This window comes from Psychrobacter sp. CCUG 69069 (assembly GCF_021023115.1).
GTDB classification, from domain to species: Bacteria; Pseudomonadota; Gammaproteobacteria; order Pseudomonadales; family Moraxellaceae; genus Psychrobacter; species Psychrobacter namhaensis.
Genome location: NZ_QQAI01000002.1, coordinates 1 through 21552 on the forward strand (window position 1 = coordinate 1; position 21552 = coordinate 21552).

Annotated in this window: 18 protein-coding genes and 3 tRNA genes; 2 read left to right on the forward strand and 19 right to left on the reverse strand. The window is 44.2% G+C overall.

Annotated elements, in window-relative coordinates; translation table 11 throughout:
• A partial coding sequence (locus DVY93_RS01900) for a DDE-type integrase/transposase/recombinase (RefSeq protein WP_230708683.1) occupies window positions 1-439 on the forward strand: 439 nt, incomplete at its 5' end.
• A gap of 10 nt (window positions 440-449) precedes the next feature.
• Here DVY93_RS01900 and DVY93_RS01905 read toward each other — a convergent pair.
• From DVY93_RS01905 to DVY93_RS01955, 11 genes are all read right to left on the reverse strand, one after another.
• Window positions 450-1250, reverse strand: a complete 801-nt coding sequence (locus tag DVY93_RS01905) for a hypothetical protein (RefSeq protein ID WP_230708684.1) — start codon at window positions 1248-1250, stop codon at window positions 450-452.
• A 109-nt stretch (window positions 1251-1359) separates the two neighbouring features.
• A complete protein-coding gene (locus DVY93_RS01910; RefSeq protein WP_230708686.1) occupies window positions 1360-2178 on the reverse strand; it encodes a pilus assembly protein PilX in 819 nt (272 codons plus the stop codon).
• A 12-nt stretch (window positions 2179-2190) separates the two neighbouring features.
• Complete coding sequence (locus DVY93_RS01915; protein WP_230708688.1) at window positions 2191-3129, reverse strand: PilW family protein; 939 nt, start codon at window positions 3127-3129, stop codon at window positions 2191-2193.
• On the reverse strand, window positions 3129-3779 hold the full coding sequence (pilV, locus tag DVY93_RS01920; RefSeq protein WP_230708691.1) for a type IV pilus modification protein PilV: 651 nt from the start codon (window positions 3777-3779) through the stop codon (window positions 3129-3131). Before pilV ends, DVY93_RS01915 begins: the two co-directional genes overlap by 1 nt.
• The gene (locus DVY93_RS01925) at window positions 3779-4225 is read right to left on the reverse strand and encodes a pilus assembly FimT family protein (RefSeq protein ID WP_230708693.1); all 447 of its coding nucleotides are present in this window, start codon (window positions 4223-4225) and stop codon (window positions 3779-3781) included. Before DVY93_RS01925 ends, pilV begins: the two co-directional genes overlap by 1 nt.
• A 394-nt stretch (window positions 4226-4619) precedes the next feature.
• Window positions 4620-5498: a ComF family protein gene (locus DVY93_RS01930; protein WP_230708695.1), complete on the reverse strand. Its 879-nt coding sequence runs from the start codon at window positions 5496-5498 to the stop codon at window positions 4620-4622.
• Between the two features lie 178 nt (window positions 5499-5676).
• Window positions 5677-7125 (reverse strand): phospholipase A, encoded by a 1449-nt coding sequence (locus DVY93_RS01935; RefSeq protein WP_198335190.1) that lies wholly within the window; start codon window positions 7123-7125, stop codon window positions 5677-5679.
• Between the two features lie 357 nt (window positions 7126-7482).
• The gene (gene dsbD, locus DVY93_RS01940) at window positions 7483-9624 is read right to left on the reverse strand and encodes a protein-disulfide reductase DsbD (protein ID WP_230708697.1); all 2142 of its coding nucleotides are present in this window, start codon (window positions 9622-9624) and stop codon (window positions 7483-7485) included.
• Window positions 9625-9689: 65 nt separating this feature from the next.
• Window positions 9690-10250 (reverse strand): protein-disulfide reductase DsbD domain-containing protein, encoded by a 561-nt coding sequence (locus DVY93_RS01945; RefSeq protein ID WP_230708698.1) that lies wholly within the window; start codon window positions 10248-10250, stop codon window positions 9690-9692.
• A gap of 290 nt (window positions 10251-10540) precedes the next feature.
• Window positions 10541-10978, reverse strand: a complete 438-nt coding sequence (gene gspG / locus DVY93_RS01950; protein WP_193005389.1) for a type II secretion system major pseudopilin GspG — start codon at window positions 10976-10978, stop codon at window positions 10541-10543.
• A 460-nt stretch (window positions 10979-11438) separates the two neighbouring features.
• Window positions 11439-12746: an RNA-guided endonuclease InsQ/TnpB family protein gene (locus tag DVY93_RS01955; RefSeq protein WP_230708699.1), complete on the reverse strand. Its 1308-nt coding sequence runs from the start codon at window positions 12744-12746 to the stop codon at window positions 11439-11441.
• 74 nt (window positions 12747-12820) lie between these two features.
• On the opposite strand from DVY93_RS01955, the gene tnpA reads away from it, so the two are divergent.
• Window positions 12821-13219 (forward strand): IS200/IS605 family transposase, encoded by a 399-nt coding sequence (tnpA, locus tag DVY93_RS01960; RefSeq protein WP_230708700.1) that lies wholly within the window; start codon window positions 12821-12823, stop codon window positions 13217-13219.
• A 73-nt stretch (window positions 13220-13292) separates the two neighbouring features.
• On the opposite strand, the gene gspF is transcribed toward tnpA, so the two are convergent.
• From gspF to DVY93_RS02000, 8 genes are all read right to left on the reverse strand, one after another.
• Window positions 13293-14495 (reverse strand): type II secretion system inner membrane protein GspF, encoded by a 1203-nt coding sequence (gspF, locus tag DVY93_RS01965; RefSeq protein WP_198334934.1) that lies wholly within the window; start codon window positions 14493-14495, stop codon window positions 13293-13295.
• A 50-nt stretch (window positions 14496-14545) separates the two neighbouring features.
• Entirely contained in the window at window positions 14546-15631 is a 1086-nt protein-coding gene (locus DVY93_RS01970; protein WP_230708701.1) for a hypothetical protein, read from the reverse strand.
• Between the two features lie 287 nt (window positions 15632-15918).
• On the reverse strand, window positions 15919-16854 hold the full coding sequence (locus tag DVY93_RS01975; RefSeq protein ID WP_193006343.1) for a helix-turn-helix transcriptional regulator: 936 nt from the start codon (window positions 16852-16854) through the stop codon (window positions 15919-15921).
• Window positions 16855-17530: 676 nt separating this feature from the next.
• Window positions 17531-17606, reverse strand: a tRNA-His gene (locus DVY93_RS01980).
• Window positions 17607-17646: 40 nt separating this feature from the next.
• Window positions 17647-17723, reverse strand: a tRNA-Arg gene (locus DVY93_RS01985).
• Between the two features lie 103 nt (window positions 17724-17826).
• A tRNA-Pro gene (locus tag DVY93_RS01990) sits at window positions 17827-17903 on the reverse strand.
• Between the two features lie 240 nt (window positions 17904-18143).
• On the reverse strand, window positions 18144-19688 hold the full coding sequence (locus DVY93_RS01995) for an McrC family protein (RefSeq protein WP_230708702.1): 1545 nt from the start codon (window positions 19686-19688) through the stop codon (window positions 18144-18146).
• Between the two features lie 12 nt (window positions 19689-19700).
• Window positions 19701-21203, reverse strand: coding sequence for an McrB family protein (locus DVY93_RS02000; RefSeq protein ID WP_193006342.1), 1503 nt, complete (start codon window positions 21201-21203; stop codon window positions 19701-19703).
• Window positions 21204-21552: the final 349 nt, after the last annotated feature.

A 21552-nucleotide genomic window follows, 5' to 3' on the forward strand; every position in this document is an offset into this window, starting at 1 on the left:
TGTGTTTGCTCGCGCTATTGTGGGCTGGAAAGTATCTAATCGTATGAACACAGATATGGTGATGGCGGCGTTAAATCAAGCAATAGCAGATAGAAACTATCCCAAAGATGTGATTCATCACAGTGATCGAGGGGTTCAGTATTTATCCATTCGCTATACTGATAAAATGGCTACATGCGGTGTTATAGCTTCTGTCGGTACGACAGGCGATTCATACGATAATGCATTAGCTGAAACGGTCAACGGGCTTTATAAGTCTGAGGTGATTCATTATTTAAAACAGAACTGGACTGGTGTGAACGATGTTGAACTAGCAACCCTTGAATGGGTGGATTGGTTTAATAGAACACGATTGCATAGCACGATTGGATATGTGTCACCCTTTGAGTTTGAAAAGCGGTATTATGATAATTTAACCCTGTCAGGCATCGCTGCCTGACTCAAGTAAATCACTCTCCGATAAAGTCGGGGCGGTTCACTACCTTAACGTTAGGGGCTGTTGTTGTACCCATCATATAAGCACCTGACTCTGCCAAAGCATGAGCTGTTGGCGTTCCACCAGTCGCTTGTAAAGCCTGAACTTGCTTGATCAACTTCACACGCTGCTCAGCAGTTAGTTCCATTGTCGGTACTAAAACGACTCCTGTTCTACCATCTCCGTTATAGCTATAATTACCTAGACCTATCGCGTAATCATCAGGTAAAGAACCTGTGTCTTTTTCATTTGTATTATTGTCATAAACTTTATCTGCTAATAACTCGATGAGAGCGATCTGTAATCGAGTTAGTCTAGAATAACGGACTGCTTTAGAAGCTGTACACCCTTTAGGAGTGAAACTTATTGTTTCTTTAACATTATTAAGATCTAAAACTTTAACTGTCTTGCCATCGTTATCTTTGAAAACTTCTCCTGAAGGCGTCATCTTAAGCTTGCGTTCATAGACCACTGCACTAATCTTTTCTGAATTTATTGAGTTTTCAGTGCAAGTAGCACTAAAAGACGTTCCGTAATCATTTCTAATACTTCTCCTATCCATACTCCCTGAAGTATCCAGCATCATAAAGATAGATGCAGTTCCTGGCTTAGCTGCTTTATAAATTTCTAAGTCACCTATAGCTTTTCTACCAAGAGTGTTTGTAGCACTGTTTGCAGTCGTTAAACTTCCCATTATTCCTATTGCTATAGATGCTGTTAGTACTCTCATAGGCCATGACTGTTTGTTAGACCCTTTGCTATATAAACGTTTCATGACCTATTCCTTGTATGGTTCAATTAGATTTGCCAACCACATTTCAACTTAAGTTAAATCGTCATTTACACAGATTTTGCTGTCTATAAAATGATCAATAGTTTCAGCATTAGTTAGAAGGAAGCGTACAACGTAACCCACTACCTTTACCAAAGTCCACACATTGAGTACGCTGGGATTTATTTTCTACATTAGCTTTTTCATACAGTACCGTACTGGGAACACCAGCTTTTGCCATACAACCGCCAATAGTATCTTCTTTATTGCTAACGCTATCTACTTTACTGGTTTTTTCGAAGCAATCCTTTGTATCGGCATAAGCAGGCAATACAGCTGTACTATTAATATCAAACATAAACGCTTGACTAGCAATTGTGCCAGTGTCTTGACCAATAGTATAACTACCAAATGCTTCATTACTTGCACTTGGCGGTGTCAATGAGATATTTACTTGTGTCATACTGGCATTGCGTTCGCTGATATAGTCAGCAGACTTAGCAGGGTTGCAATAACCACTACTTGCTCCTAAAACAGTGCCGCCGCCAGGTACTGTAATCGTCGTTTTATTTATGTCAAAAAATTGGTTACGAGGGCGAAAGCAAAAAATATATTCGTGATTGGTGCTACTGGTGTCTAAAATAAAGTGTCCAAACGGACCACTACGCGATATCATGTCATTGTAGATAGTAGAACTACTGCTACCATTGATGCTTTGTTCAATATTCTGATTGGCATTATCTGCTGACTGCAACAGCAACGCATTGATTTGATCGCCCGTTGCTAATCGTAAGTCGGTAGTGCTTTGTCTAACAGCGATAGCACCAGCCAATATAATCAAAACTAAAAACAGTAATACCACAATCAGTACCGCGCCTTGCTGACTAGACACTGGCATTCTTGAATAATAAGATTGCTGAGTATTTGACATATTGTTCTCTTCTTATGATGTTACTGAAACGCCTGTCAAAGCCATTATACGAGCATTACGTAACAAGACGGTTGACTCATAACTGCGACGATAATATTTCTTACCTGTGCTGTCAGTCTTTAATATCTGCTCTTTACCAAAAATATTAAATTTCTCTTTATCCCCATCCGTTATTAAGGGTGTGTTACTGCGGACGATGATACCTATTTTTACAGTAGTAATAGGTGGCTTATCGGTCAACTCTAAATACGTCTTGGCTGGTAGATAAGTTAACTCATTTACACCAGTCTGAGTGCCTAATAACACATTAAACTGATCAACTGCAGGTACAATAACTTCACCATCCCCATTGAAAGCTGATGTAACAAGACCACTGGCATCGACTCGACCAGCATCACATGCTAGCGCAAGCTCCGTAGTTGTACTGCTAGATAAACGTATAAAATAACGCTCAACAACCCAGTCGCTGCTATTGGCATCAATTTTGCCACCCTTACAATCATACAACGTATTTGGAGTAATATTTTTATATTGAATGGTCAATTGATCACTGCTAATATCTTTAATATTTGACAGTCCACTCCAACCTGTACTACCAGTACTAGCAGTAAAATATTTAGCTTCAGTATTATTACTACTTCCTAGGTTGCTTTTAGTCAATACCACACCACCGTGGTTGGTTTTATCATTTATACTAACTATAGGATTACCTAAATTAGCAATACGGATATGTTCTTCTAACGCTTGCATCGCAAAAATGGTGCTATCTTGTACTTCTGAAGCGCTTTGCTGTACAGTAATCGTACGCGTGTTGATTAAATATACTTGCATTATTGCGGCTGAAATGAGCAAACCTAGTACTAATGAAATCATAAGCTCAATAAGTGTGAAGCCTGTAACAGTCGAAGGGTAGTGCATAAACTGAGGCCGCTTTTCACTGTTCTTAATCATTAATAAGCCTCCGATATCAAGCAGTGGCTACCTGTTTTATAGACTCCATTACTTGTCGTGCAAGCTTTTGCGTCACTATCACTCATAATCGGACTTGTATCGTTCCATGCAGTAATAATACACATCTGCTGCTGGATAGCGTGCGTTGATGTACCTGGACAGGTTGTAATTCCAAGTTTTATATCTTCGTCGGCTGCTATTTTTTTAACCATCAATGTATCTCTAGCAGCTAATTGATCCATGCTACAAGGTTGTTTTGGTATCTTCTTACCATCCACAGTTTCAACCTCAGTAGATAAACAGTTGGCACCCGTGGCAAGAATACTGATTGTTTTACCAGAAACGGTAACAGTTTCAATAGCTGAACTACTTATCACGGCCTGTATAGTTGGTACCGCATTCAGGGTACTCGCAGCAGCACTAGTGAAAGCTGTACCACTACCAGTCACATATGCCTCGGGATAAGCACGCATTATCTCAGCTAGATTTCGGACTATAGTCAAGGACTTTGTTCGTACTAGACTTTCATCCGTTGCACTGATCGCGCGTACTTGCAACGCACTAAAACCTAATACGGCAATGGATAATAATAACAATGCAACTAATACCTCTATTAGACCAACGCCGTGCTGATGATTAAATCTGTTCATTAGCATGATCCTCCCGTCCGAATATCTATGTTAGCAAGTTTACTGACGTTAACTTGTTTAGGTACAATCGATGTATTGGTATCACATATAGTATAAATAGCTATAGCGTCAACGCGTTTACTAGGTTCAAAAACAATACTCGTTTTAGAAGATTTGATAACGCTCTTACTATCGTAAGAGTAGCTTGCTATAGTACTTGTATCCGCCTTTACTATTTTTATTATTTTGGGTTTGCTACTATCATCATAACTCAAAGTAATATTCTGACGGCGGATAATACTTTCACTTTTGGCTTCTTTTAACGCATTAGCAAGCGTAGCAGCCGTCGACTTGACCCGTTGATCGGCCAATTGCGTACTAATATTAGGCGCGGCAATACTGACAATAATAGCCATTACAGCAATCGTTACCATTAGCTCTATGAGGGTAAACCCTGAGCTGGTCATGTGTCGCTTGGGTGGTAAGTTATTCACAGATGCGTTCACATCAGATTCCTATTTATAACGAGCTATAACGGCACTTGCTCACCTAAGACCAATATCGCTTTAAAACATAACGGTGAACAAAAATTTCTATTGTTTTTTTGCAACTTATCTTTGTCTATTCAATATTTATGATGCAATTTTTATTCCATAATATTTATAATGACATTTATATAAAATTGATATTTATTTTAGTGAGACAAACTAACTAATACGTGTCTTTTCCACACCTAGTTTTCGGTATAACCGTTAATAGGTTGTTGAAATATAAAGAAATAATATATTTTCTTTTTATAATATAGCGTCTAGACCGTACATTAGCAACAAAATAGTATTCATATAAAATCTAAATGAGTTATTAAGACTGACTACCATGTGCTAAAGCATATGCATAGATATGATAGGAATTGGGGATCGAAGGATCATCGACGGTTAATGGCTGATTTTGTGAAGGCCGTTTTTGTGAAGGATTGGTTTGATCATATATGGCTCGTCCCAGTGCCTGTAGGCTTGCACCTGTGGTCGCCACATCATCAAACAATAAAAGACGCTTAACTGGCGGCTTTTCAATCAAAGCAAAAGCATTGTCTACATTGCTCAAGCGTTCAGCGCGGGTTAACCCCTGCTGGCTAACTGTATTATCGACACGCTCTACACCTTGCCATAGCGGTATTTGCCAATGCTTGGATAACTGCGCAGCCAAGATCATAACAGGATCGAACCCACGCTTGACCAATCGCTGCTCAGTCGTTGGCATAGCGACGATTACGCTATTGCTTTGATGACAACCATGAGGACGTGGTAGTTGACGTAAGGTATGTAGCAGCAAGGGCAGCTTGATCATATCTTCATGGTGTTTGAATGATCTGATGGCTTGACGTATTGGGTAGTCGTAATAAGTAGCGGCTTGGATAGGTAGCGTAGCAGCAGCCGCAATGTCCAAATCAAACGGCTTTGGCAGCCAAGCAATACTATGATGACACTGCTCGCAAAGTAGCCCGCTATGAAAACGTTGTGCTATTCTTTGGCGACATTTAGCCATTAAGGAGTGATGGCTTGATAAAAATTTGTCATCCTTAGCGCTGTTATCGCTACTAGATCCTACCTCACCTTGAGATAAATCAGCGCGTAAAAGCTGAGCTTGCGGGGTGCTACGATAGACACGGCATAGCTGGCAGCGTATATCAACATACTCTGCCAGCCATAATCCGGTTTGATAAGGAGCTAAGCGGTGCATTATTTACTCTATGGGCTGGGACTGTAGTCGATCCATTTTAAAAAGAGTACGGTTCTACTGGGGTGACTGTTGCAAACTATCTGTCACGCTTGCGCATAGCCAGTGAGGAACATTTGTACCAATAGAACCCAGTAGAACATTGTGACTGTATGTACCACTTTTATTTTGATTGGCTATGTTAAAAACCTTTCCAGTCATTTAGTACAATACCGAAGCCAATAGAGGTGTTTTCGTAGTTATAATCCACGATGGACTCACCATAACCTTGGAATAGCTGCACATAACCGTTGATATTTTCTGTTAACGGATACACATAATCGATTTGCGCGGCGCCTTTATTGGTACTAGGATTATAGCGCAACGTACCGCTCAGGCTCTTCTGATCAGGCAAGTCGTACAAGAACTTGATATCACCGTAGCCCATATAGTCTTCAATATCTGGATTATCGTCATCACTAGCGCTCTCATTATTTACTCGCACCCACAACCGCGGTATCACCGACAGCTTGCCCCACTCTGCGCCTGCCATCAGATAAGCGCGATTCCATGAGCGGGATAACGGGTCATCTTGACCGTTAGAGTGATGAATAGCCCCCGCTCCCAACATGCGCAAGCGACCCCCAAAAGGCAAGTCGGCTGTCACAGGCTGCGTCAAAAATATCTCGGGCTGATAGTCGGTGGCACGAAATGGACGTGAGGTGTCTTCATTATAGACCTGCCAGTGCGACTCTTGCGTATAACCAAACCACAAATCAGCATTGGTATCGAACAAATCTTCAGCGACTTTACTCTTTAAAGACAACTGAAATTTTAACTCAGTATTACGTGTGTCATTAGAGGTAAAAGGCTCTACAGGCTGAGAGGGAGTATTAGGCCCTAAGTTCGGATCAAAGGTATAAAACAACGGTAATATATAAGTCGGGCGGTATGGCCGTACTGTCCACGTACCACGCTCACTGTTTTTATCAAGATCATAAGACAAACTGAGCGGCGTATACTTCTCAATGTCTGTCTGAGTAACCCCTATCTCTTCCAACGTCTGCGCTTCTTTTTGCGTCAAACCAGCCGTTTCTAAACTGTCGGTGGCAGCTGCCTCATTAGCGACTGCATCAGCCGCTGTATTATCAGCACCAACAATAGTGGTATTTTCTTCTACAAAGACAACTTGCGGATTGCCTGTGATAGTTGTTTTAAATGTTTTTGCCAGATCGACCGACTGCTTGGTCGAGGTGTAACTTGGTGTCTTGCCTTCCTCAGCGACTTTGTCGAAGCAAGCCAAGCGCGCGGCACTAATCTGAACTTGCGTACACTCAAAAAACAACTTTGCTTGTTGGCCAATAAACTCTTTACTGACTATTTTGCGCTCTTGGGCAGTGCTATTCGCACTTGTTGACGGCGCATCAGTGCCCTCGGGCAACTCATAATCTTCATACTCAAACGCCGCCTCTGGTGCGGGCAACTCATTGTAAGTTTGCGTACTATCAGCAGCCTGTACTTGTACCGTAAGACAGGTCAGCGCCATGCCAACGGCTATATTTAAATAATGCTTATTCATTTTCGGTAAGGGGGTTTTGTGTGCTTTGATAAGATCCATAGACTGACGCTGTGACGTAATATGGGAAAACATAAGTGTCCTTTATCTAACTGACATGATCGTCAGCAGAGTACATGAGATAACGAATATGACCGTCAAAACCTTATTAGGGTAGAGTCAATGAATTCGGCCATAAACAGAAGCCATTACCGTTGGTAACGCTCCTGCAGCATTGTTGCTTTATTGTAGTGAAAAGAGGGGCACTATACTAGCGTTATCGCTACTGAGTATTAGTGTAAACTAATAGAATTACTGTTAAAACAAATACTTATAAAAATACCATAAGTAGAATTTAACAAAAATAAAAAGGCCAACCCACTGTCACCACAGTATGTTGGCCTTTTTTAAATTATTAAGCACTAAGCAACAACCTTATCATTGCATTAAGTATTAGTTAAGTCTAGTCAGCGTCTGCTCGAACTCCAAGCGGCCAATTTCCCCCACTTGTTGATTGACCAATTGACCCTCTTGGTAATACAGCAAGGCTGGCGGCCCAAACAACTGATAGCGGGCTAAGATGGCTTTGGAGTCAGCACTGGTCTCTGTGATATCCAGCCTCACCAGTTGCCAATCTTGCATTTGTGCCGGACGATTGTGAAATAAGTTTTTATCCATAATTCGGCATTCAACGCACCAATCCGCTGTCAAATCCACGAGCACTTTAGGGTTGGCCGCGATAATGGTGTCTAATTCTGCAAGTGTCGTGATGGTTTCATCTGTTGTGTTACTATTGGTTGTTGCCTGACCAGTAGCCGACTGCACCATCGGTGCTGCGCTCAATGACGCGAGCGGATGCAGACTGTCGTCATTACCCAATGCCGCCCCCACTATCAAACAAGCCGCCCAAATACCGGCAATTAATCCTAGCGCTTGGGTGAGCATACGACCTTTGCCCAGCCAGCTCCACGCCCAAGTTGCTACGACCATAAACCATAGGGCCCATACCATCAGCATCACGGGTGAGATAAAGACCCGTTCAATCAATAATAACGCCACAGCAAAGAGCAATAAGGCAAAACCTTGCTTGACCCAATTCATCCACTCGCCCGCTTTTGGCATGATTTTACCTTGGGTAGCGCCAATTAGGATCAGCGGCGCTGATAAACCAAAACCAAGCATAAATAAGGCGGCAAAACCCAATAGCGGACTACCAATCGTCGACACTGCCAGTAGCGCCCCAAACAATGGCGCAGAGACACAAGGCGACACCACCAACGCTGACAAGAAACCAGCCAGTAAGCTCCCGCCTGTACTACCAAGCTTGCTATCGCCCGCTTGGCTTAACCCCTGCATTTTACTACTAATGGCTCTTGGTAAACGGACACTAAACACACCCAGCATGTATAACGCCAATAGGACAAAAACAATGGCAAAGCTAATAAGAATAATGGGATTTTGCAACCAGCCAATAATCCCTAACGACTCACCAAACACGGCAATGACAGCGCCCAAAATACCGTAAGCGGTTGCCACACCGATGGCGTAGCTAGTGGTTAAGATAACGCCGCGTTTTACCGTTGGGTTTTTCTCACGAGCGACGATATTGGCAACGATCGGCAGCATCGGTAGTACGCATGGTGTCAACGCCAAGCCCAAACCAGCTAAAAACAACAACACCAGTGCCAGCCATGGATGAGACGCCAAGCCAAACGGGTCGCTATCAACCCCATTACTAGTAGCAGCCGTATCTTCATTGGGCGCAGCACTACTCATGACCTCGCCATCTGCCCCAGAGATTGTGTTGGTAGCCGTGAGCTCATCATCTACTAACGCATAATCAATCACGTCGTCATCTGACTCTACTTGTCCTGCTTCAGCATTGGAGCTACTGCCGTCAGTGATAGTAGACGCTGTTGCTGTTGAGGTCGTTACCGCACTAGCAGACAGCTGATCATTCTCCCCCAGAGTATCGTTGTTTATGGAATCATTGGCCGCACGACTGGCGTTACCGCTTGCCGACTGCTGTGAGGTTGCAGCGATATCGACCGTGGTTTTAATCTTTTCGGGCGGATAACAAAGCCCTGCTTTGGCACAGCCTTGCCAACCAATCACCACAGCGGCATTGTCCAAGCGTTTGCCACTATTATTGGACAAAGTGGTGGTGGCGACCATATTCGCTTGGTCAAACACCGGTACTTGCCCAAAGGTTGGATCTTCTACTGAGACCGGTGACTGGCTAAAGGTAAAAGGGGCGGCAGTCACGCCAGCAGGCAAAGTCAGCTTAATTTGGTCTTTATAAACATAGTGCTTAGGGGTGATGTCAAAGTTAATGGCCAAGCGCGTACCAGACTTGGTAGGTGTACTGCTACTACTGACTTGAAACGCTTCATCAACAGGCAAAAACTTCGATGGCGCGGCACTTTGATTGTTACCAAAGAGATCGCCCAACCCTGCCGCTTGCGTGGTCATTGGCATGGCTGACACGCCCGCCAACAACGTGCTACTGGTTAAAGCAATTGCCAATAGATAAGACTGTTTAGAAGTACGTTTGACCGTTCGCGATGAGGGGGTTTCTATTGGCTGAATGGACATGAAGGGCTACCTATTTATTGCTAACATTCTTGTATGACTATCATCTGAGACGACCTGCTCGCTATCTATTTGCGTGCCACGCCGATGTTGACCGTGGTTTTGATCTTCTCTGGCGGATAGCATAAACCCGCTTTGGCGCAGCCTTGCCAACCGATCACAATCGGTGCATTCCTTGCCCCTTTACCATTTGTAGTCATCAGCGTGGTGGTTGCGACCACGCTTTTTTGCGTAAATACAGGCACTTGCCCAAAGGTGGGATCGTTAATGGAGACTGGCGACTGACTAAAAGTAAATGGGGTGGCACTCAACCCTTTTGGGAAACGTAAAGTGAGCTGGTCTTTGTAAACGTAATGACCTGGCGTGATGTCAAAAACGATCGATAAACGCGTACCCTTAGCCGTCGCTTTGGTGATGGGGCTGACTTGAAAGGCTTTATCGACTGGCAAAAACTTCGATTGCCCAGCACTGTTACTCCCAAATAACTCACCCAATCCTGCCGCCTGAGCACTCATAGACAGCCCCGTCATTACAGAAGTACTCATCACGGCAACAGCAAGCACATAAGACTTTTTAGCAGTGCGATTATTGACAGCAGCTGATTTTGCGATTGGCATTTTAATTAACATAAATAATGACCTTTAATAACCTTTAATGACGGCTTGTGATGACTGATGGTTAAGTCTCAACGCTTCTAGTAACAGTATGCGTATCAATATGGACAACATTATAATTGGGCTGTTTGATCATGTGAGCACCTATTCGGTAGGGCACACGTTTTATCTACTGATAAAAAATATCAACCAATAACACATTATTGGTTGATAGGCAGTATTCGCTAGCGATGCTTTTATCCTAAATAAGCTATGGACTAGGGCGTATCTTATTACCCATTTTTAACAACTCATCAGGCTAACGCTTATAGCTGGGCGTAAATATCGGCATCTTGCCCTTCGCCGCCTTGCTGCCCATCTGCACCCAATGAAAATAAATCATAGGGTCGCCCTTCACTGCCAGGAGAGACATATTGCATCTCATTCTCCCAGCCATCCGTTGGATACCCACCTTTAATATAACCACCGTCAGGATAGTTTTTGGCATCCGCAGGCGGCGTTGTCAGTGCTTCGAGACCTTGCGCTGTGGTCGGATAGCGCGAATTGTCCACCTTATACATATCAAGTGCATTTGACACAGTCGCAAGCGCTGTTTCCGTGGTTTTTACGCGAGCTTTATCGCTTTGTCCCACCACTTTTGGCACCACTAAGCCCGCCAGAATAGCCAAAATGACAATGACCACCATAATTTCAATGAGGGTAAAGCCTGACTGACTGGACTGGCCTATCCGTCTGTGTTGCATAAAAACTGCCTTGCCACTGCTCACGTTATTTGCCTGAGCTTTGGCATGATTAATGGCGTTTTTTGGCATCGTATTTACTTGAGTTGTATCAATCATAGTCATCGCTTTTGTCATCACGGTTATGTAAATAGTAAAAGTGGCGTTTATGTCGCATTTATAAGCGACGTATTAATAAGCATTGAAACAATTGTCACTATAAACCATGGTTTTATTTTTATCCAGCGATGCCAATAGATTGTTAGCAATGTCCATAATAAGTAGTAGCTAACGTTTGTAAATACAGAGTTTGACGAGCGCTTACTATAGCGTGACGATTGTTTTTAACATAGGAAAAAGGCTATGCAGTCAAAAATCTACTACAGTAAGCAAGTCTTAAGAAAGCTAGCGCAAGGTTTAGCAAGTTGACACACTCCCCCCACTTTCGCCAAGCTCAAGTAGGGGATTCTAAAAGCCTAAGCTCTTAGGCGACTTTCTCACGACCGTCGCAAGTTTTCTGTTTCAACGGGCGACCTTTACTGCATCCTCCCTCCGCAGACAACACGGCATGTCCTGCCGATAAAATATTACGAGCTGCATTAATATCAGCGTTGGCTTTATACCCACATTGGACGCACTCGAATTTTGCTTGAGTTTGTCTATTTTCCTTGGCGATATGCTGACAGTTAAAACAGGTTTGGCTGGTGTAGCGTGGGTTTACCTTAATCAGTAGCCCGCCGCGCCACTGCTGCTTGTACTCAAGCATATTGACCATCATACCCCAGCCTTGATCTAAAATGGATTTGTTTAACCCTGACTTGGCTTTGACCTGACGGCCTTTGTTCTCCATCGACCCACTTGCTGATGTCGACATATTGGCGACTTTTAAATCCTCACAAGCAATCATGGCGTGGTTTTTGCTGATGCTGGTGGTGAGTTTGTGCAAGTAGTCCTGTCTGACATTGGCGATATGATGGTGTAGTTTTTGAATCTTACGGTTGTGCTTTTTCCAGTTTTCACTGAATGTTACTTTTTTTGCCAACCCACGCTGTAATTTGGCCAGTTTAACCTGATTGGCTTTAAAGCTGTTCTTGGGTTTGAGGGTTTCACCGTTTGAGGTGGTGAGTAGTTTTGTGATACCCATGTCCAAGCCAATGGCGCTTTTAGAGGGGTGACGAGGATTCTGTGCCAGTTCGCGCTCACACCCAAACGACACGTACCAGTGCCCCGATTTCTTGCTAATGGTGACATTCTTGATGGTGCCGATGATGTCTTGGGATTTTCTGAATTTCACTAGACCAATGCCATTTGGTAGTTTAACGCGGTTGCCCTCAACACGGCAGTATTTAGCAAACTGAACCAGTCTGATTGAGTCACAACCATCGGATTTGCGCTTAAATTGTGGCATCAGTGGGCGTCGTTGAATCTCTGTGCCGTCAGCCAGTTTAAAGAACTTGGGCTTTTTGGGTTTCTTTTTGTTTTCTTTGAGTCTGGCGTGTACTTTTGGGTCAAAGAATCGTGACCAAGCCAAGGCAAGATCGCGTACCTTTTGTTGTAAGGTGACGGCATTAGAGCTTGTTTTTAAGAACTCAAAATCAGGGTTGTTCTTTAAGCCAATGATTTTATTAACGAGGTTGGTGGCATTGATAAACTCATTTTTAGCAAACATCTCAAACGATATTGCCAGCATGTGATTCCAAACAAAACGCGCTGAGCCGACAAGATTATTTAGAATAATCTCCTGCTCTATAGTAGGCTCAAGCCTAAATTTGTACGCTTTGTTGATTTTCATAAATGCTTTCTTTATTAATGAGTATGTACTTGATATTATGCTTATAATACTAGCATTTAAGGATATTTGTTGCAATGAGTGAGATATATAAAAATCGCCATGCCGCCTTTAACCTTCACGTTCACTTGGTTTTTATTACTAAGTACCGAAAAAAGGTTTTAGGTGAGCTGCATCATGAGTGTTTTAGTGAGTGTGTGGCTGAGGTCTGTAAAAGTTTTGATGCTGAGCTAAAGGAATGTAACGGTGAGGCGGATCACATTCACATGCTTATCCAGTATCCACCAACAGTGCAATTAAGCAAATTGGTTAATAACTTGAAGTCAGTCACAAGTAGGCGAATGAGGGGAGGTTTTATTGATTTAAGAGCAGCTTATTCCAAGCCTGTGCTTTGGTCACGTTCCTACTTTGCAAGCTCTTGTGGCGGTGCGCCATTAGATATTATTAAACAATATATTCAGAATCAGCGAGGCTAGCCAGTGATGCGAAATTCACCTCTACCCCAATGTCGGGTGGAGTCCTCTTTCGCTTTTTTGATAGGCCGTGCCGCTAGCCTGCCAAGTCATTCATATTTACAATCGGGAGCATCACTGCCATCACAATAATCATTACTACTACGCCCATCAGCACTAACATCAAAGGTTCGAGCAACGACAGCAAGGTACTGATAAAATTGGTGGCTTCCGCTTCTTGCATGGCAGCCGCGCGGCTAAGCATATTTTCAAGCTCCCCTGAGTTCTCACCACTTTTAATCATTTGTACCATCATTGGCGGAAAATAGGTCGATTTTTCAAGTTGACTGGACAAACTAGCGCCTTCAGTCACCCTATCAGCGGCGGTAATGATGGTTTGCTTAATGTGCAAATTGGTCGTCACCGCAGCACCTATATGCAAAGCTTCAATCAAGGGCACGCCTGAGCGTACCAATATGGCAAGCGTACTGGCAAAACGCGCCGCATTTAGACCTTTAGACAAGCGCGCCAATATGGGTAACTTAAGTACCATACTGTCTATGGCTAGTTTACCCGCTTTGGTCTGAGCAAAACGATAGAATAAAAACGCCGCCCCTGCTAACACCAATAGCATCAGCCACCACCACTGGGTAATGATGTTTGATAAGGTCAGGACAACTTGGGTAATCAGCGGTAGCGCTTGCTCAGACTGCTCGAAAACCTTGACGATTTTGGGCACCACAAAGCTCATCAAACCCATAATCACCCCGACTGCCATCACCATCAATACAATGGGATAAACCATCGCGCCTTGTATTTTCTTTTGTAAGGCAAAGCGGTTTTCGGTGTAATCTGCTAACTGATTGAGGATTAGATCTAAATGACCTGACTTCTCCCCTGCCGCGATAGTAGCGATATAAAGGGGCGGGAAGCTTGCGGCTTGCTGTAAAGCACGGGCGAGGCTTAGCCCCTCTAAGACGTGTGAGCGCACGGCCAGCATTAAGGACTTAATATGGGTTTTTGGGGATTGTTTAGCGACAGCTGCCAACGTTTCTTCAAGTGGAATACCCGCCGCGAGTAAGACAGATAACTGGCGTGTAAGGAGCGCCAACTCATACGCCGACGGTTTTTTATAGCGGCTTTTACTTTGACTTTGTCGATCATTAACGGCGCTGACTTCTACCGGTGTCCAGTGCTTATCACGCAGCTGCTGACGAACTTGCCGCGCAGAATCGCCTTCGAGCAAGCCTTTTTGGACACCGCCGCGATCGTCGAGCGCTTTAAAATGATAAGCGGGCATAGCAGCAGATATCCCAAGGTGATCAAAGATAGAGAGTTAAAAACCAGTGCTTAAAAAAGCGGCGTAGAATCACTACTATCAGGCATTAAACCGTTTAATAACAAAACATCGAGATGCTGCTGCTGTAGTTTTTTATCAAAATCGTTCACCTCGGCGATCAGCATTCTCTCGATACGTTTATCGCTGGCAAAGACACTCAAGCGGGCACAGATAACCGCCAGTTGATAAACACGTTTTTTGCAGTAGCTGTCCAAGCCTTGTAGTAACCTCACCATATGCGGGGTTTCAAGACTGGCGTACTCATAATCAGCAACGGTCTGTTGCCCAAGGGCCGTGACGCCATAGCTGATAGACAGGTGCGCGCAAAAATAACAACTGAATAAATAACCAACCACATGACCGATGTAATAGCCACGATCATAGGTAAAGCTGCTCACCCCAAAATGCCCTAAGACATAGCTATTGAGACTGCCTTGGTCACGAATGAGTTTGCCATGTTTTAGCTTACCAACAGTGGCAAAGCAGAGTGGGTTTCGTCCATCCTGAGTGGTTAGTTGCCACCCTGCTGGCTGCTGCGCTGGCATATGACGCACGATATCTGCGATGATATCATCGACCACATGCAACTGCTGCCAGAGGCGTTCTAGTCCATCCGTGTCCATCAGGCCGCGTTTATCGAGCTGCTGTGCAAGTTGATATTGCTGATACTCTGCAAACTGAGATTTGAGCGTTTGTACCAAATAAGTGGGACGGGTCTCGGCAGAGGCGACGTACAACAGCCGAGTACGCTCATGCTGAGCATGATAAACTGCCACACGCTGCTCGGCAATACTAGGCTCGCTATCAGTAGTCGCCACACTGTCATCAGTTGCAGCAGCAGACGGCGTGTCAGCTGCAACTTTCGACGCCCCCTCTTCATCTGCAGGATCTTCAGAAGCTAACGTAAATAGGGCCAACAACGCCGCCTTGTCCAGTGTCTCAGGCACCTTCTTTTGCTCGTTTTCTACAAGGCGAGGGCTATCTTTGGCGTTGCCTTTAGCACTATTTCCCTTGCTCTTACTTTGTTTTTTAACAGACGCAGCAGGGCCTTTTTGGCTATTGGCTTGTGCGCTTGGCTTTGCAGTCGGTTCAGTCATAACATACCATCAGCAGCAAAAATAAACATCTTCTAGGCCATACTATATGGCTAGCATACCGTGAAAAACAATGCGCTATAAATAAGCGTTTGCGCCTAGACGACTCATTATTCCATAGTACCTGAACACAAGCACATTGTCAGCTGTGCATCGCCAAATTACCGTCATCAAGATCAGTCAGCAACTCGCTATCGAAGTGCCATGTTTCCGAGTTAAAAAACAAAAAAGCGTTAAGGATACGATGGTAACCTTAACGCTTTCGACAAAAAGAGTGCCACAACCGTAAGCTAAGCGAGGTTGTCTTTTTGATACTGTTGGCGGTACGCTTTTGGTGATACGCCATAAACGCGCTTGAACGCCTGACTGAAGGTGGAGTCCGAAGCATAGCCCACCAGCTCACTGATTCGGCTGATACTGTTTTGTTGCAGGCGTAAATACCGCGCTGCCAAACGCAAGCGGTAATCAATAAGATAGGTCAATGGCGGCATACCCACCGTATCTTTAAAGCGCTGCGCAAAGCTCGAGCGCGACATTCCTGCTGTCTCAGCGAGCTTATGAATGGTCCAATGTTGGCTTGGTGCTTCGTGCATCGCGGCTAGTGCTTTGGTCAAAAACGGATCTTTCATGGCTTTTAGCCAATTTTCTGTGGCCTCGGGCAAGCTTTCAATATAAACCCGCAAGCATTCAATCATCATAATACTGGCCCAATGATTGATGACCGCTGTTTTGCCCATGCGCTCACGCTCCGCTTCTAACGTCAGCAGCTTAATCTCAACGTCAATAACCTCAAACCTACCATCATCTTCATCGTTGATTTCAGGCAGTATTGATGGCAGCACAGACAACAGAGGACGAATCATCTCTTTGTCATACTTGCACTCGATCAATATTAAAGACGAATTAGGATCACCATTACCATCAATATCCAGCGTATGCTCTTTGCATGTCGTCAGCATCTCATCGAGCGGTCTGGCGTCCTCGCCATTATGATCCAGCGCGTAGCTGACATGCCTATACGCATTGGGAATCATAATCATATCGCCAGCGTGTGCCTGTCGCAGACCATCACCAACATCAATACAAAAACTACCAGACATCACTAAGTAAAATAAAATGGTGTCTTTTCGAGTGATTGAATAAGACCAATTTCCAGCACCATTTAAACGATAATACTTGGTTTCAAACAAATAAACGTTTTGTAACAATACGCTTAGTGCGTCCATCAAACACTTCCTCAATAGGCAAAGTCAGTAGCAGCAAATTCCTTCGAAAACACACACACATCCCTATTACAGCCTTAGACTGACTGAATATATTCAATCATTATTTTGACTAACTTAAGCGTTACCTATCTTCTATTTATAGCTGATGGCTTAAGTGTCAGATAACATCCATAAACTGGTGTTACACGGTACATACTATAGAACAAAAACCCAAAAAGGCTAGCCGTAGGGCAAAAAATAAATGTCCAACACGTTCAAATGGATGGACACAAACTAGCGCGCTTTTAAGCGTTTAAGCGTTTAAGCGTTTAAGCGTTTAAGCGTTTAAGCGTTTAAGCGTTTAAGCGTTTAAGCGTTTAAGCGTTTAAGCGTTTAAGCGTTTAAGCGTTTAAGCGTTTAACTATAGTCAACAATTAATAAAATGGAGACACGATACGATGCTACGTGACTGGTACAAATTTTTCTTGCTTGCCATGGCTACGCCGACAAGGCGACAAAAACTTATCTCAGCCCCGCTGTATCTCTTTTACATTGACCTGACTATATCAAAATAAGATCATACAACTAAACAGACAGGCACAAAAAAATGCCAAAATCGGCAAGTATATTATTTAGATATAATTTTTTATAACAAATAGGATGTATAAATACTAAAGGAAGAGAATGCAGAATAAAATGGGGCGACTGATGGGACTCGAACCCACGACAACCGAGATCACAACCCGGGGCTCTACCAACTGAGCTACAACCGCCATAACTGCTGCCAAGGACTGGCAAAATATGCAGGCTAAATGGTGCGCCTGGCAGGGTTCGAACCTGCGACCACCTACTTAGAAGGCAGGTGCTCTATCCAACTGAGCTACAGGCGCTCTTAGGGGCTTTTTATATATTCAGTCTCGTTTAAAATATAAATATATCAGAAACTAAACCATTATACATAAAAAAAAGCCTGTAAGGCTCTTAAAAAATAGATGGTCGGAGTGATAGGATTCGAACCTACGACCCTCTGGTCCCAAACCAGATGCGCTACCAAACTGCGCCACACTCCGAAATTCTCTATTATCACGATAGCTTGTTAACTACTTCGTTAGTGGCGATGCCGCTAACTTGTTAATGTTCCTCGCTATCGAGGTGCACATATTAAGGGGTAAAGCCGATTCTGTCAACACCTATTTTTGATTAATTTAAAATAATTGCTAACTTATTTCAAAAAGCCCGTATTTCTTATAAAAACAACGGTGACAAAATCTCTTACCAACCTTGATACTACGTAATCACTAGCGGGGTCATTATACTACATTCACTGCTGGAAGCAAGCCACTGTTTATCGTACCGGTAAGGACGTTAAATGGCATCAGCCATAGCGGTGCATGACCTGCTTGATTGTCGGCACGCTCATTATCGTAGCCTTGTTGCTTGAGTGCCACAGGCTGCCTGTCACTGCCTTGTACCGGATAGACCAACCAGACCTGCTCTGCTTGGTAAGCCTGCGCATAACTGACCAATTGATAAGCGTCACTTGCACTGATGGCCGCCGTTTGGGATAAATGCTTCCATTTCATATCGATGACATGACTATAACTTCCTGAAGCGCTCACTTGCGAGGTTTCTTTCGTATTATCCTGACCATGGTGACAATTTTTGTCAGTAGTCACTTTATATATGAGTAAATCAGGGCGTATCGACAAACACGCCTGCCCTTCTATATCACTTAGCCAAACACGCTGCGTTTGATACAAGGGACGATAGCTTTCGCTCATTTGGGTAAACATTGATGCGATGCGCTGACTTGCCCATTGCTCAAAAGCTTGATTCATATCAATCAACAGACACAAACGCAGTTGGGGGAGGTTTTGTTTCAATGAGCGGTGTGAGTCAATGCCATTACCCGTTGCTACGTTTGACTGCTGCAATAGCCAATAAGCGAGATCGACTAATTGCTGGCCAGCTTGTAATTGCTGCGCTCGAAGCGGCTGCACCGCTAGATGACGTTTGGCTTGACCATATATCAACTCTAGCTGAGTCATTTCATGCCGAGTCAGCGTAGACACTGGCTGCCATGCTTGGAGGGTGTGACAGATACTTGACTTAGAGACTAGCGGGGTCAGCAAAACCAGAGCACTCTTAATCAAGCGATTGACCAGCATATCCTGACTTAACACGCTGCTCTCACAGACAAATTTATGCGGCTGCATGCGGTTGTGGCGCAGCTGCTCTTTGATGAGTAGGCGACCTTGTAGCGAGGCTTGGTTTTGAGTTTGCGCCTGATAGTGCTTGGTCGGCTGATAATGAACCAGCCGCTGCAAAAACTGCGCAATCAGCCAATCTGACAATGGTAGTGTGGGCAGTGCGGCTGGGGGTAGTGATGCCAGTTGATGACTGAATTGACCTAAGTTTTTTGTATGCGGCAGTTTATGACGGGTACGGCCACCGCTGTTGGTCAAGTCGGACAGCATCTGTTGCACCCATTGACGGGTTTGGCTGACGTCATTGTTTTGAGCGGTTTTATAGGATTGCTGTTGCCGCTGAGAGCGTGGATTTTCAGGACTTGCACCCAGCTTTGGTAGTATCTCAAGCGTCATGCCACTCGGCAGTAAAATGATCCCAACATAATGTCCGACCTTTAGCTGCCACTGGCCCTGCTTGCGTTTAATGGTAAACACCGAAAACTCTTGCGCCAGCAGCCAGTGAAAATCAGCGACGTGCACAAAGTCTTGCGCCGTTAAGCGTTGATGCTCAAACACAGTGATAACGTTCGCATCACGCGCGGCAACATGGCTGCTATCCGTATGACTCAAGACATTACTCTGATTTTTCTCTGGGTTATTTATCACCGCTTAGCGACCTTACTCATATAAACGTTGATAAACAAAGGGTTTGATAAACTCGCCCGTCTTAGCGATAAGATCCGTGTTAATCCTATAACTGCCTGCGGTCATAGCCTGCCCGAGAAACGCGCCATGCCCTGAGAACATTTGATTTTGGCCTGCGGTGTTATTTTGATTATCCATCTGACTGCTTGGATTATTATTTATCAGCGCTTGGCTATCGTGGATAAATTGAGCACTCATTGGCTGCGGCTCATCGTTAAAAATATACTGCAAGACTGCCACTTGTCCGCCAGCCGCTTGCGCTAATTGGGGAATGATTTGTTCAACCAGCACAGACTGCAATTGCTCAAGATTATTAACTGACCAGAAAAACGCATGGCCCAATTGCACATCCGCCCCTAGCGCTTGCATAATACGGTTGTTTAATCCTATCAATAGTTTGGCCAAATCTATCGTTGCTGCTGCGTCTGCTGCATTGCCAGTGTCTGACGCTTTGCTAAGACTGATAGTCGGCAACAACTCAGGCTGTGGCGGACAGTCGACAAAGCGAAAACGCCGACGTAATGCCATATCCAGTGGTGCTAACGAATGATCTTGGGTGTTCATGGTCGCATAAATATCGACATTAGCAGGCACACTAAAAGGCCGCCCAGAATACGCCAAATTTACTGTCATCGCGTTTGCCATACCAGCACGTTTGTCTGGCTCAATCAAACTCAACAACTCACCAAACACGCGTGAGACATTAGCGCGATTGATCTCATCAATCAGCATTGCATAACGCTGTTCAGGGTTATTGGCTGCGCGCTGACACAAGGTCAAAAATGCACCGTCTTGAACGGCGTAACTCATCTGAGACGGACTGTTATTGATGTGGCTATTATTGGTTTGCGCATGGTTGGTTTGGTCACGATTGGCATGAGTAGAGGCTGCCAGCACAGGGCGAATCCCTTCAACAAATTCTTCATAGCCATAGGCTTGATGAAAGCTAACCATACTAAAGCGCTGCTGGCTTACGCCTTGGCCAAGGCTAGCATTGTTATCACGCTGTGCCTGCTGAAACTCTACTAGCTGCTGTGATAGCTCATTCAATAGCGATATGCTCTGGGGCAATAGATACCATGCCCCACTAGGATCTTTATCAAAATAGGCTTGGCTGGCACGATTTTTATACGAAACGGTTGTTGAGCTGGCAGGGCTGTGTATTTGTAGCACAGACCATGCCGTATTGCTTAAATTACTGTCACGCGCGTTTTGCGCCGCTTTTGCGAGAAAAAACGCATGATTGACCACTTCAGGCACTTTTACCAAGTCTTGCTTGTTGGCTTGAAAGTCTAAAAATATCAAACACACGACTTCGCGCCAGCTCAAATCGTATAGCAACTGGCCCAGCAAATCTTCATCATTCGCTTTAGGCAGATAATCGGTATACTCTTGCGCAATTTGTAGCAAACGGTAGGTTTTACCCGTACCAACAACACCCGTATAGATGATATTGATCGGCTTGTGAGGAGACATATCCAGCATAGCGTTATCCAGCAGTAAACAGTCGCGTAAAAAATAAATAAATCACGCTACACTCTTATTATAGCGTGGTTCACTCCATAGCATCCAGTAAGGCCATCACCTAACCTACAGGCCATTAGACCATGCTTGGTGATCTGTCTCCATCACATCATTACGTTACTGTTATTTTATAAGCGCAGCAGTTCATGGTAATAATAGTAGGGACACGGCAGTTAATGTACCATAGGTAAAACAATGACTAGGGTAAAATAACAGCTAGGATACAGTGGGGGTGTTACTCACGCTTGGAATGATTGTTAGTGGGCAATCACTTGCCAATACCGCTTCTCAATCCTTCATC